Here is a 12924-nt window from a genome sequence, read left to right as displayed (position 1 = left end):
CTATAGCTCCCCTTAATGGTTGCTATAGATGAAATTGCCAATAGTCACAAAGTCATTGATCTTTGCATCTCGTCCATAGGCTTCATAATCAATATAGCCTTGTAATACTTCAGGGATCTCAATGCAGCTCACATCGTGCATTAAGTAGTGACCAAAGTCATAATCTGACATATCTTCACAGAATTGGTTTTCATCGTGCCATTCCTGAGCTTGAGGTAAATCAGAAACATAGCCTTCATCTTTTAATTGCTTGAATAGGTCTAGATCTTCTTGGAAGTGTCCTTCCATGATTAACTCAATAGCAGATTCAAGATCTTTGAAGTTGTCTACATCCATGTAGGTATCTTCTCGCAAGCCTTCAACTTGCCAAAATTCAATTTCTGTATCTCCGATGATGTCACGTAAATCATCCATATCATCAAAGAAAATATTGAGACCGAAGTCATAAGTAAAGCTGAAAGCTTCAAGACGGAAGTTTTTAGAAGAATCAGAAGCTTTGTTAGAAAAGTCGAATGCGTTCATTTTTTAAGTCCTGGACTTAGGTTATCTGCAAGTCCTAGCAGTCGGTACACGTTGCACCTCTAAGGCTTTTTATATCTCTTCACCTTATGCTTGTTATTATATAGGTACATTGTACCTATATCAACTATAAATAACTGTTTTTAATATGATTAATTATTATTAATAGCTCTATTAAGACAACTATATTTCATAAGAGATAAGCTTGTGTTTGCTTCTAACTTTTATCATTCTTGGAGCTATGGCAATCCATTAAATAGACGCTTTTCAACGGAGCGCAGCGACATCCTTATTCAAGGAATATGTAGTAGGTATCTGATTTGAACCTTCATCAAACTTTATCGCTACGACAACCATTGAACTTAAAAGATTTTAAGCATAGGGGGCAATGTCACACCCCCTTGTGGGGTTTACATTGAACACGCTTAAAATAAAGTTCAATGAGTTTGGTTGTCGGTGATAAGTTTTGAAAGTCCTATACCAATATGTAGACCAAAGCTTTTGCTCTTGCGTTAGGGATTCTGCCCGAAGGGGCAAGACAAACAGCTTCATCGTTTGGCTTGAGCGAAGCCAGTTAGCCCGACCTGAAAGGGAACGCCCATTCTTTACTAATCATTCCAAACACTAATCTGCAATCTAGAAAAAAACTCAGATTTAAGACTCTTACAATTCTCTTTAACAGCTTTATTCATATATGTTTTTTTTAGGTCGTTGAACTCTCTAGCACTGTATTCTGACTTTGTTGCATTTTCATAATCATAAACATCCATACGCAGCAAAGTATTAAGCATTTTGACATTGTATGAATCACTACAAAAATTTTTAAGCTTAGCTGAATTACAATCAATACTTACGTAGCCATAAAATTCTTTTGAATTATTGAAGTTACGATCTACGGTCTTCTGTTGCGAAGCCGATAAGCATGAAGCAGCATTAGCAGCACTTGTTAGACAAACAAAGCCGATTAGTAGAAGTTTAGTTTTCATATATAGTTCTAATAAAGTGTTATGGTGTTTTGAGAATATACAATATTCGTTTAACTGTATATCTGGTTAAAAAGGCTGAAAAGCACGTGAAAAGTTGGCAAAAACTACCAAAACAGCTTAAAAACAGAGCTAAATGTTTCAGACAATAAAAAAGCTGAAGTTATTAGGCTTCAGCTATTTCATAAGTTATTGAATTATAAAGTTTAGTTAAAAAGCATTTCGTATAATATCCATTATGTTAAATAGCGGAAATAACGATTGTATATTTAATATTGATCTACTTTTTAGATTTCTTCAATTCTTTACTTCTTTTGTATGCAGCATATAGAGACAGGCCTGTCCATGCTGGCGCAGTTAGTGGATTTAAAACTGAAAAGAATAAAGCAGATGCTGACAAAGATATACCTTTAGCAGATTCAGGTATTTTAGAAGCCAAACCATTTTCATCAAGTTCTACGTTTCTAATTGCTTCTACAACTTCTTCAATATCATTACTTGTCGCATCTACAATATTTTTAAAATCATTTTTCATAATAGTTTTATCAACTAAATTATGAACTCTTAATCTAAGCTCTGGTGATAAAAATAGATTCAAATCTTGGTCATATAATATATTAGGTGTACCTTTATTAATTACAGCCACTGAATCCGCAGCAGCAGAAATTAATAACTTTTGAAAGTCACCATTTGGAATTAAAGAAACAATACAAGAATTATTAAGAGCATCATTTTTTACATTAACCAAGAACTCAGCAATATCTTCTACAAGTAAAAAATAATCAGAAAATTTACGTTCAATAATACCGCATAGCATATATATAAAATCAGCATTAATAGCAGTCTCGCCCCTTTCAATGCTTCTATATGTTGCGTGGCTCATGTTAAAGAGTTTTCCCATATCCGCTTGGCCTAGTCCCAAATTTTTGCGAATGTTGAGAAGCATATAGCCTGAGATCGCACTCAATGAAGTCTGATATTCAACTGCTGCTTCGAAGTCAAAGTACATTTTCTTATCCTTTAGGAGTTTCCACACATTTTAGCAAATACCAACACAAAAAGAAATATCTATAATTTGTTGGAAATTCCTTGCTTTGTTAAAAAAACCTATCTATAGTTCATTTCATCAGCCGAACACGCTGAAGTCTCTAGCTAGGACGCAACTACTACTTAACTCCCAAAAGGAACACAAAACATGACAAACAAAATTGAAACTTTAGAAAAAAATATCAACAGCCTTAAAGCAATGGTTGCTGACGGAACACTTACAGGTATGGAAGATAAGCTTGCAGAAATGGAAGCGGAATTAGATGCATTGCTTGCTGCAGAAAAGCCTGATTCTGCTCTAGAAGGGTCTAATGTTGAATCTAATGTAGACGAAGTCCCTGACAATGCTGAAATGATGCAGGCATTAATGGCAGTTAAAGAAAAAGTACGTGAACAACTTTTACCTGAATTTGAAGATGCAAAATTTGCTGACTTTCAATTAGTAGCAAGTGTTGCGGAAAGCTTTGCTGAAGATCGTGTACATACTGTGGCTTATGAAGTACCTACTGCGTTACAGGGACAGTTTAATAATACGAATGGTTATCTAAGCTTTAAGTCAATCATTACCAATGACCTTAGCAGCCGTGAAGTTAAGTCGGAGCAAGCTAAGAAAAAATGGGCTACTGTATGCACGAATTACACAATTCAATCTACTGGTAAATTCCGTACTACCGAAGCAGATAAGCAGCTTAAAATTGGTAGTCAGATCATCACCTACTCTACAGCCTTAAAATATGAACATAACCCTGATAATTTCTTAGGTGTTGTGGCTGTAAAATTTAAAACTAATAGTTTGGAAGGCAAGAAAAAAGAAATTGATGCTTGGCTAGACATTGATATTGACGAAGCACGTATGCAACAGAAGCGTTGGTACTTAATGCATAAGGATTCAATTCTAGAGTCTTTAGATGACATGGACCAATACAAGCCTGCTCGTTTGACTAAAGAAAAATTTGAAAGCTATAAACTGCTATTGGCTATCGCTAAAGTTTGGGGTGAAGATCATTTTAATAATGTGAAAGCCGTTATCGACAACTTAGCCGTGACAAGCGGTAAGACTGAAAATGAAAAATTTGCTGAAGCCTTGAAGCAAGCTATTTGTGACCTACAAAACAACTTTGTAACGCCACTGGAGAACTTACCTTCTGACAGTTTGATTGAAAAGTTGAAAGACAATAAGTTCACTTGCAGTCGCCAAACTTTACCGACACATCTCAATGGTATCGGTATTGAAGCTACTGAGCGACATCAGATCAGCTTCTTTGGGAATACTGTTCAAGGCTATAAGTTGTCTGTATTAGAACAAGCATTACAGCCGTTTGAAGTTTTGAAAGAAGTTGCTTGATCACTGTCAATCAAAGCCCTGTCATGTACAGGGCTACTTATTTTTTGCATTCTTACGTTTTTGACTCAACTCTAAATGCTCTTCTTCGGTCAGTGTGACCTTTTGCTTATTCAATGGATTGCTCATAATTTTAGTAAACTTATTAGGTTCATCTTTTAATTTTGGGTCTGCCTCAACCGCTTTTTTATGCGCTGTCATCAATACACTTCTAGCTCGATCTAGAGCTGCATCACGAATAAAATCATTCAGCGACATACCCTTATATGCTGCCGCTTGCTTAATAGCTTCTTCCTCTTCAGGGAATAATGGTACTGACGCAAGTCCTCCATGATCCTTACGTGTACGCTTAACGTCTTGTGTATGTGGGGTTAGGATATATTTGTATAAAAGGTTACGTGAATACTCCACACGTTGCCCGTAAACGTCTTCTAGCGTGGCTTCAGGGTTAGATTGAATCTCGTCAAGGTCGTCACCAAAGCCGATTTTAGCTTTCTGCTTGCTCATTATAGAATCTCCACCAAGAACTCATTTAACTCGTCTTTAGCCTTCGAGCTACCCATTTCCAATACAGATAAACCTTGTACTGAAGCATCACGGAATTGCTTACGGTCACGGATAACAGTATTCAGGATCTTAAACTTTGGTAAGGTTTGAAGCAGTTCGATTGAATCAGCAACTTCAGTAGATTTTGAGTTTGAAGGGGCTTTGTTTACTACAATAAATGGCTCAAGCTTTTCATTGACCTTCTGGAAGGTGTTAAACATCTTCAACACGAATGGCAATACTTCAACGTCTGCTTGGCTTGGTTGAGTCGGTACAATCAACTTATCTGCTACTTGCAAGGCACTACGGAACTCTTCTGAATCACGCCCAGCTACATCTAGGACCACGTATTTGTACTTCTTCTGAAGGTCTAGCAGTACTTTCTTCAAATCGCCTTTGTGGTGTTCGGTATCAATAAGGTTTTCAGTTCTACGCTTTGACCATTTAACAGCAGATTGCTGGTCATCAGCATCAACAAGAACTGTGTCCCCTTTTTTACTCAATGCTACAGCTAGGTTAGTTGCAAGGGTTGTTTTACCAACTCCACCCTTTTGATTTGCAATACAGACAATCATTTTTCTTATGCTCAAATACCTTTAACAATAGAGCTATTGTAGCTCTGCTATGTGCGCTTATCCAGTTAAATATTTCTCTATTTTGTAACAGGTTAGGGTATTATCTGTGACTTAGATTTAGGGGGGGAATATGTCAAATAAAACAAAACAAGAGTTAATTGAAAAAGCTACAGGTTGGGCTTTAGCAATATTCTTTTATGGAACAGGTATTTTTTTCTTTGCATCAAAAGTTTTACAACTTACAGGTGATGATCTAGATGCATATGTTAGTCTTATTTCTGCTGGATCAACTCTCTTTGCAGGATTTATAGCAATTTACCTTTTTAATGATTGGAGAGATCAAAAAAAGTTTGAAATAGGTAAAGAATATGGCGGACAAATATTAGAATTAGTAAACAATATTAATAAAGAACTTTCAATTTCATTTTATAGAATGACTATAAATAAAACAATGGATAAATTTTTAATTGCCTTAAATGGTATTTATAAGGAAAGTGATTTTAATTTAACTGATGAACTCTATAAAATATCAGCAATTGTGGAAACTTTATCATTAATTACAACTGATAGTGAGATAGAGGCTGTTTTTCAAGAACTAGAAACTAAAATATTAATACTTAAAAATTCCATCGGTATTGTCGAAAACTCATATAAAAAATATTACGAAGTACTTCCAGAAAGATTAAAAAATAATAACACCAATAATTATGTAGATAAAAATGGTGGAGAGTTTAATGGAGCAATTTACATATACGAGAAAAATTTTAAAACCACTTTTGAGGGAGAAATCAAAATTGAAATACAAGAAGGTTATAAAAAAGAGTTTATAACTCATAATGAAACTTTTGAAAAATACAAAGAGAACTATGATGAAGCTTATAAAAACATGATTAAAAAAATCACAGAGTTAATGAAAATAAATTAAATGAAAAAAATAAAACTGAATAATTGGCTATACCACTACATCGAATATACTGTGAAATATGGATAGCCTTTCTACAAGGAAAATGGATGGGCTTTAAACCATAAATCTAACTATATAATACTAAGCACTATTAAAAGTTAGGCAAAAAAATACCCTACTCTCAAATCGAAAGTAGGGCTAAAGGATTAACTTTTAAAATTGTTTTCGTGTATGCGCTTCACGCCTAAGCATTGGAGCACTACAAGCTTTAATAATGATGTGCTTTGTGTTGGTGACAGCTTAACTTGAACGAGCTGTAGCGTCATTAGGAATGCGATTAGAGCGTATAGAGTAATGATTGTAGGGATCATTATTAGTAGTTTCCAAAATGTGTTTTTATATCTCTCATGTTGTCATCGTAGCTGCCGTATAGGTCTTCAATACCAAAATCTATATCTAGATCTTCATTTGCTTGGTCTTCATATTTTAAGTAGTTGTATGCCATTTCAGCATCAGCATTGAAGGCTGTTAAAACACCTTTCTGGTAATCGAGTTTGATGTCTGATAAATGTTCAAATAATTCATCGTCTATTTCGGCTTCTTCTACATTGCGTCCGTTATATAGACCTGTTTGTAAGATCTTTGCTTTTACTAATTTGTTGTATGTGGTTTTAGATAATTTTTTCATTCCTGTTCCTGATTAATATTAAAGGGAATGTTTAGTTCCCTCGCCCTTTTAAATTTGTGTCTTAGTTGAAGTCTTCAGCATTAAGCTTGATCTTCATTTGTCTCGCCATTGCAGCTAGACCTTTATAAGTGATGCGAATCTGTGGCTGGTGTGTTGTAACCTTCTCAACTAGATATCCACTCATATTTTGGTAATAGCCAATAGAATCACGACCAAAGCGGTCTTTCTTAATCCAACCTTTATCGTACATCCACTGCTTCATGTCTTTTAATTTGATACCACCTAGATACTTGTAAGCATCTTGGAAGCACATAGATCCTTTCTTGCCTGCAATGAGTTCGTATGCATCAACAGTAGGTTGCATCACTTCAATTGCTTTAGCTGCTTCTAATAGCTTCGCTTCAGCTAATTGTGTAGCTTGGTATTGTTTTCCCCATGCAAAAGCTGCTTCAGCAGGATCAAGGAAATTAGGTAATTGAGGTTGAATAGTCATGGCTTGTTTTTCAAGTTCTTCCCATCTATTCACGATAGCCATTCTTAGAGGAATGTTATAACCAGATACTAAACAAGTAGATAATCCTTTATCTAGAAGGATGTCTGAAGTCATGCCATTAAGAGCTTTGTTTTCTTGATAAAATCCAGAAAGCATTTTTGCGTTCTGAAGTTGCTCAATCATATTGCGTATATCACGAATTACATCACCGTGACGCTTTCCTGTTAATTCAGAAATTTCTTTAGAAGACATTGTTTGAACAGTAGGAGTAGCAACAACTGAAATAGATGTGTTAATAGCTGTATTGTATGGAGTTGAGTTAGCAGTTTGTAGTGATAAATTTGTCATATTATATATCCTAAATTTTATAAAATTTTTGAGTCCGCTATAATCCTGATTGGATGCAGACTTAATATTTTGAGTTGTGTTTTGATTATAGTCAGAGAGGTTTTTAATATGGGCTGACTATTCCCCCACTAATGTTTTTATTGTTTTCTTTATAATGCGAATTATATATTTTCAAAAATATCTTGTCAAGCAATGATAAATATGATATTAGAGTCGTTAAAATACCAATAAACATAAGGGAAAATAAAATTTCTTATTTAAATTCCCATGTTTTAGTTTAAATTTATACTAATTCTAATTGTTCAGTTTTAGCTTGAGCGTAAGGTTCAGTCTTAACTGCAACAATATTCTCAAATTCGTCATTCATCCAACGAGTTAATAGATCTCTCATACGTGCGCTAGGTACGTAAATATTGATTGGATTACCTTCACGAATAGCTGAACGCCAAATCCATTGCACCATTTCTGAAAGCGCAAATACATCCTCGTTCACTGGGAAGCCTTTCATAGCTGAAGCCTTAACCACCATAGGGTTAGGGAAAAGATTTAGAAGGTATGCCAAGTTAGTTTTGTCTTTATATTCATTTGTCGCTTTAGTATTGAATGCTAACCATTCATCTTTGTAGCGTGATCCTGCAATTAGTGAATGACCTTCTTTGAAAGAAGTCCACAAACGATCCCCTTTCTTAGCTTTAACTTTATTTCGGAAGTAATTATCTAAGTTTTTAGATAGCTGCTCACATAAAGCCTTTTTATTAGTCTTAAATTGACTAGAACTTAAAGCTGTTTTTTTCGTTCCGATATCATTGATAAATTTGTCGTCTGAAATAGTGACCAATTCTTTAATCTGAGAAGGCTTGTTACCAAAACGAATTAATTCGTAATCAACTCCATAAGACTTCAGATACGCACTCATTTGCGAACCTTCAAACATATATGTAGCAATCCAAACTTCTTTGAAAGCTTTAAGGGTATCAATACTCAATTCCCAAACAATCAGCTTTTGGTCCACATATAAGAGCTGACCAAGATCACACATAGTTGCTAGATTTTCGTATTTTGTTCCTGTTGGATCACCGCCATTATCACCAAAGTTTTCACGCTGGAAGCGTAAGGTAACATTATCGCTATCATCTAGTTTGATCCATCCTAAACGGAACAATGCTTCTAATTCGGTAGCTGTATATTCGGCATAAACGTCATAAACCTGAATTGTTTCGTCGATAACTAAGACGTAATCTTTAGCATCTTCAAGCATTGCAGGAGTCAAGTTCATAAATAGCTGGTGTGTACTAACTACATTCTCTTTGTTTTTGAGCAAGTACTGTAAGCTTTCAGCTTTGTTACCGCCTTTATAAGATGGATGTTTGAATCGTTTATCTTTAAGGGGTGCATCTGGCAGGTAAGCGTAATGTACGCTGGTATCGTCTTCTGTAGTAATCAATGGACGTTTTAAGTGATCATCTTCATCATAACTTGTACCTGAAATACGATGGCATTCATCAAGTAATGGAGTGATATATAAAAAGTTTTGTGATGTTTCTGCTGTTCTAATGTTTTCTATAATTTGAGTAGTCTTACCGCTACCCATCATTGCGTCATATACTTTAAACACGGTGCTAATTTTTCCCATTTGCACGTTTTATTTTCCTTTTGTTCTTGATTGTTGTAGAAGTCTGGTAAAGACAGAACTTCTCTCTTGAGACAGATTATAGCAATCCAAGACAAACTATGTCAAGTATTTGTCTTGAGACTCAATTATTGTCTTTAAAAGCCTTATTTTGTCTGCTAAATTCTTGTTTTGTTTTAAATTTAAAACTGTGGATAAGTAAGACAGATTTCAGTCTTGAGTTGATCCTAGAAATAGTACGGCTTTCGCCTAAATTTGATACACAAATTAAAGTGAATTTATAAAGGGTTTTTAAGGAAGCTGTGACAAATCCTTGTCTTGGCTTGCTTGTAAGATACTGAAAACAATTAAGAAAAAACAGAAAACCTTAAAACAAAAAATAAGTATTCTAGTAGCCACATACATACACCTATGCAACACCTAATCGTGATCATTTCCTGACCGCCCTCTGTAACTCTCATTGTGTAACTAATACTGGAAGTCGGTTGGTTGCTCAAACAGTTACTTCAGCATAGCTCTCGTTTCACTCGGCTATACTTTGTAATGTTTCGAGCTGGATACTATCTTTATAAAGCCTTTACTTTCATGTGTTTTTAAAGATAACTAAAAAGTCATTATAAAATAAGGGAAGACAAAATCTTGTCTTGGGAGGTTGAAAAACGTCATATTTTTAGGGCTTATTTTCAAATTTATCTTAAAGAGAAAATTATAAAAAAATACAGATAACTATTTAATAAATATTCTAAAATTTTAGAAATAAAGAAGAGTATGTTAACGATATATCGAACTCCTTACAGTCGTTCTCATATCTTTTTAAACTTTCTAACATTCATCTTCATGTTCTAAGGAACATTCGATTCATTATTAAATTTTTATAAACTTTTCTTCTTTCTCATACCTTCATACTCCCTACTGGGTCGTATTCGTTATTCTTTATATTTTTCTTACTACTCTTCTTATCATTCATACACAACGCTCTAAGGAGCATTGGTATTCATTTTTATATTTCTCTTTTTCATTTAGTTTTTGGTTGTAAAAAGAAAAAAGAAGTTGAAGGAGTAACATGCTTACCTATACCTGTATCCTTACAGACACAGTTACAGCTAACCATTAACAGCAACTAATCAATCCACTATCCATATTGTGTACTTCGTACCCAACACGGACACTGTATTGAACTTGCTGTTTTTGATTTGTTTATTTTTAATACCAATTAAAATAGAATTTAATAAATTATAGGTACTTCATAATTATGAAAAAGATAGTTTTTTTAACTGTATTCTTATTACTTTCTCAAAAATCTCTAGCTAACAAAGAAAGTGATATTCGTTATTGCAATGTGGTTACTACTGTAGCTGAAGTAGCTATAACCCAAAGAATGATTAACATAGATATTGAAGAAACTCCTATATGGGTTGAAAATTTTGAAGATAAAGAATTACAAAGATACTTAAAGCATGAAAGTATTAAAGAAATGGTAGATTGGGTTATTGCTGAAGCATACAAAGAGCCAATAGTTAAAGGAGAAGAAAATATAAGGGATCACTTTTCTAATTTTGTAGAGGGTATTCAACGTACATGTTTAGATCCTAGCTTTAGACCTGAAGATAAAAAGTTAGAGATCAGTAAATAGCCTATGTAGAATAGGTATTCTTATTACTTAAAGTTATAGAAAGATTGACAAGAATAAAAAAATATGATATAAAGATCATCTTTCTATAAATAATATTTATATGAAAGCGACATCAAAAAATAATAAATAAAATCATAATTTAAGAGAAAAATATGTATTCAGTATTCATCATTACCAACAAAAAGAAATTTGTATTAGCAACTTATAACGACTTTAACCCTGAACTGTCAGATCTGACCAAGCTACAACTTATCCTAAATGGACCAACTATCCCCTTCTCTGTATCTGAGCAGTACTTTAAAACTCCTGAAGACTTTGAGATCCGTACTTTTAAATCTGGTATCAGCAATGCTTTAGAAGCCAGCTTAGAAGTTAATAGCATCAACTTAGTCAAAGCTAACCCTCAAACTACAGCAGATGGTCATGTCCCTGTCCTTCCAAAAACAAGAAAGCCACGTACTAAAAAAGCCCAACAATCAGAGACTGAGGGCTAATCTAGCTTACATATTCTTATAAATGTTGTCCCGTCTATCAACGTCAAGGACTAATATCACTACCCTGTCGTCAATAACTTGGTACACCAATCTATATCCTGCGGACCTAAGCTTTATCTTGTATAGATCATTAGATCCTCGCAGCTTATTTTTAGGTATCTTTGGATTCTCTAAGATAGCTTCCAACTTATTAATAAATTGTTCAGCTATTTGAGGATTTAATTTATCAAACTTCTTCAGAGCTGCTTTTGCGAACTCTAGCTCGTAACTCATTAATAGATACCTTTACTGTTTCTTTAGTATCGACTTGTTCAGCTAGCTTCAGAAGCTCTCGATCTTCAATTAAGTCCATCATTTCTTGATATAGATCAGCAGGAACGCAGTAAAAAGCAGGAGTATTCCTATTCAGAATAGCTACAGCTTCACCGAATCCATCGCTAACGACTTTCATTGGATTCTCTTTGAGCTTAGAAACACTAGCCGTAAAGCGACTGTGGATAATATTATTCATAGTGGTTTGCTCAGTAGATGTGTCCTACATCAATTTGTAGCCAATTGACTAGAACTGCTCCTAGATAATTAAACAGATGCTACAAAACTAAATATAATATAATGAATTAAAAGACCAATTACAAGACCTGTTAAAAGGTCTCTAAAGAGATCATGAAAACAATAAAAATTAAAGGCTGCAAACGACAGTCCTTTCTAGACCAAGCTGTACTGAATGGTGGTCAACCAATCTTCTACTTAATACGATGCTGGAGCAAAGAAGAGACGTTTTATAAGCTCGGCATAACAATGAACAACATTCTGACTAGATACGGTACAGTCCGCTCAATGCCATACGAATGGGAGATTCTATTAGAGCTACCTGATACACCACAAGCAGTATATGACATGGAAGTACAGTTCAAAACAGAAATGAATGAGTATCACTATAAGCCTAAAATCTCATTCAACGGCTCAACAACAGAATGCTATACTGAGTTATCAGAAGCTTTACAACAACTTATAAAATGAAATTAAGAATCACCCTACTCACAGTATTAGCAATTACTTCAACTGTCACATTCGCAGATAATAGAAGTGGATCAACTATAATTTTAGAGAGTGAGAATTTTTCATCTGCGAAAGATAGAAGTAAATTAACTCAAACTTTAGCGAATGGAACATTTAAAGAAGATTCAAGCATACCAGTACGAACATCTTCACAGTCACGAAATAAATCACTTTCATCTTCAATGATAAAGAATGGAATATTTATGTATAACAATGTACTGCCAGACTATTATCATGAGCCTATAAAAGTGAATGATCCTTATGATTTTGCATACATAGATCTTTTATATGCAAAATTAGGAGGGGCTCAGGCAGCTATTGGTTGGTATCAAAGACAATATGAAAAAAATCAGCCACAAGATGAATTATTTAAGAATTTTACAATTTGTCAGGAAGCTCAAGATATTCAAGAACAAATAGCTTTCTATGCTAATAATGTACCTGTCATTAATGCCTCTAATAAAGTTTCGAAAGTTAAGTTTGATGTACAAGAACGCACCAACGAATTGAATAAGAACATTGAAAAAATGCTTCAACCTTTAGGTAATAGGAAATGCACAGACATTCAACAAGAATTATTGAAAAAGGTTAATTAGAAAATCTGAATTACTAAGTTCATTCTTGTTAACCATTTGCATAGTTTTCAGTCATACAAATATTGGA

The 12924-nt window shown here is 34.2% G+C and carries 16 protein-coding genes; 6 read left to right on the top strand and 10 right to left on the bottom strand.

Annotation, left to right across the window (positions count from 1 at the left end; translation table 11 throughout):
- Positions 1-12: 12 nt before the first annotated feature.
- From FTU34_RS15070 to FTU34_RS15060, 3 genes are all read right to left on the bottom strand, one after another.
- Entirely contained in the window at positions 13-522 is a 510-nt protein-coding gene (locus FTU34_RS15070) for an antirestriction protein ArdA (protein ID WP_218950091.1), read from the bottom strand.
- Positions 523-1127: 605 nt separating this feature from the next.
- Positions 1128-1505 carry a hypothetical protein gene (locus FTU34_RS15065; RefSeq protein ID WP_180036066.1) on the bottom strand — a complete coding sequence of 126 codons (378 nt, stop codon included), beginning with the start codon at positions 1503-1505 and terminating at the stop codon, positions 1128-1130.
- A gap of 277 nt (positions 1506-1782) precedes the next feature.
- Positions 1783-2511 carry a helix-turn-helix transcriptional regulator gene (locus FTU34_RS15060; protein WP_180036106.1) on the bottom strand — a complete coding sequence of 243 codons (729 nt, stop codon included), beginning with the start codon at positions 2509-2511 and terminating at the stop codon, positions 1783-1785.
- A gap of 186 nt (positions 2512-2697) precedes the next feature.
- Here FTU34_RS15060 and FTU34_RS15055 point away from each other — a divergent pair, with 186 nt between their 5' ends.
- Complete coding sequence (locus FTU34_RS15055; RefSeq protein ID WP_180036105.1) at positions 2698-3894, top strand: hypothetical protein; 1197 nt, start codon at positions 2698-2700, stop codon at positions 3892-3894.
- Positions 3895-3927: 33 nt separating this feature from the next.
- Here the strand turns inward: FTU34_RS15055 and FTU34_RS15050 are convergent, their stop codons facing one another.
- Together FTU34_RS15050 and FTU34_RS15045 are read right to left on the bottom strand one after the other, a co-directional pair.
- Positions 3928-4398 (bottom strand): DUF1778 domain-containing protein, encoded by a 471-nt coding sequence (locus FTU34_RS15050; RefSeq protein ID WP_180036104.1) that lies wholly within the window; start codon positions 4396-4398, stop codon positions 3928-3930.
- Positions 4398-5012 carry an AAA family ATPase gene (locus tag FTU34_RS15045; RefSeq protein WP_180036103.1) on the bottom strand — a complete coding sequence of 205 codons (615 nt, stop codon included), beginning with the start codon at positions 5010-5012 and terminating at the stop codon, positions 4398-4400. Before FTU34_RS15045 ends, FTU34_RS15050 begins: the two co-directional genes overlap by 1 nt.
- A gap of 130 nt (positions 5013-5142) precedes the next feature.
- Here FTU34_RS15045 and FTU34_RS15040 point away from each other — a divergent pair, with 130 nt between their 5' ends.
- Complete coding sequence (locus FTU34_RS15040) at positions 5143-5937, top strand: hypothetical protein (RefSeq protein WP_180036102.1); 795 nt, start codon at positions 5143-5145, stop codon at positions 5935-5937.
- Between the two features lie 352 nt (positions 5938-6289).
- On the opposite strand, the gene FTU34_RS15035 is transcribed toward FTU34_RS15040, so the two are convergent.
- The 3 genes from FTU34_RS15035 to FTU34_RS15025 all read right to left on the bottom strand — a co-directional run bounded on the left by FTU34_RS15035 (position 6290) and on the right by FTU34_RS15025 (position 9078).
- A complete protein-coding gene (locus FTU34_RS15035) occupies positions 6290-6604 on the bottom strand; it encodes a hypothetical protein (protein WP_180036101.1) in 315 nt (104 codons plus the stop codon).
- Between the two features lie 61 nt (positions 6605-6665).
- Positions 6666-7445 (bottom strand): Rha family transcriptional regulator, encoded by a 780-nt coding sequence (locus tag FTU34_RS15030; RefSeq protein WP_180036100.1) that lies wholly within the window; start codon positions 7443-7445, stop codon positions 6666-6668.
- Positions 7446-7728: 283 nt separating this feature from the next.
- Positions 7729-9078, bottom strand: a complete 1350-nt coding sequence (locus FTU34_RS15025; RefSeq protein ID WP_257226306.1) for a hypothetical protein — start codon at positions 9076-9078, stop codon at positions 7729-7731.
- Positions 9079-10327: 1249 nt separating this feature from the next.
- On the opposite strand from FTU34_RS15025, the gene FTU34_RS15020 reads away from it, so the two are divergent.
- A complete protein-coding gene (locus FTU34_RS15020) occupies positions 10328-10708 on the top strand; it encodes a hypothetical protein (RefSeq protein ID WP_180036098.1) in 381 nt (126 codons plus the stop codon).
- A gap of 152 nt (positions 10709-10860) precedes the next feature.
- Positions 10861-11202, top strand: coding sequence for a hypothetical protein (locus FTU34_RS15015; RefSeq protein ID WP_180036097.1), 342 nt, complete (start codon positions 10861-10863; stop codon positions 11200-11202).
- Positions 11203-11208: 6 nt separating this feature from the next.
- On the opposite strand, the gene FTU34_RS15010 is transcribed toward FTU34_RS15015, so the two are convergent.
- Together FTU34_RS15010 and FTU34_RS15005 are read right to left on the bottom strand one after the other, a co-directional pair.
- A complete protein-coding gene (locus FTU34_RS15010) occupies positions 11209-11475 on the bottom strand; it encodes a type II toxin-antitoxin system RelE/ParE family toxin (protein WP_180036096.1) in 267 nt (88 codons plus the stop codon).
- Entirely contained in the window at positions 11429-11713 is a 285-nt protein-coding gene (locus tag FTU34_RS15005; RefSeq protein ID WP_180036095.1) for a type II toxin-antitoxin system Phd/YefM family antitoxin, read from the bottom strand. Before FTU34_RS15005 ends, FTU34_RS15010 begins: the two co-directional genes overlap by 47 nt.
- A 152-nt stretch (positions 11714-11865) precedes the next feature.
- Here FTU34_RS15005 and FTU34_RS15000 point away from each other — a divergent pair, with 152 nt between their 5' ends.
- Complete coding sequence (locus FTU34_RS15000) at positions 11866-12222, top strand: hypothetical protein (protein ID WP_218950092.1); 357 nt, start codon at positions 11866-11868, stop codon at positions 12220-12222.
- Positions 12219-12857 carry a hypothetical protein gene (locus FTU34_RS14995; protein WP_180036094.1) on the top strand — a complete coding sequence of 213 codons (639 nt, stop codon included), beginning with the start codon at positions 12219-12221 and terminating at the stop codon, positions 12855-12857. The genes FTU34_RS15000 and FTU34_RS14995 overlap by 4 nt, the downstream gene beginning before the upstream one ends.
- Positions 12858-12924: the final 67 nt, after the last annotated feature.

The sequence above is a fragment of the Acinetobacter sp. YH12094 genome, assembly GCF_013419295.1.
GTDB classification, from domain to species: Bacteria; Pseudomonadota; Gammaproteobacteria; order Pseudomonadales; family Moraxellaceae; genus Acinetobacter; species Acinetobacter amyesii.
The sequence above is the reverse complement of the archived record's forward strand: the minus strand, read 5'-3'. Positions and strand labels throughout refer to the sequence as shown.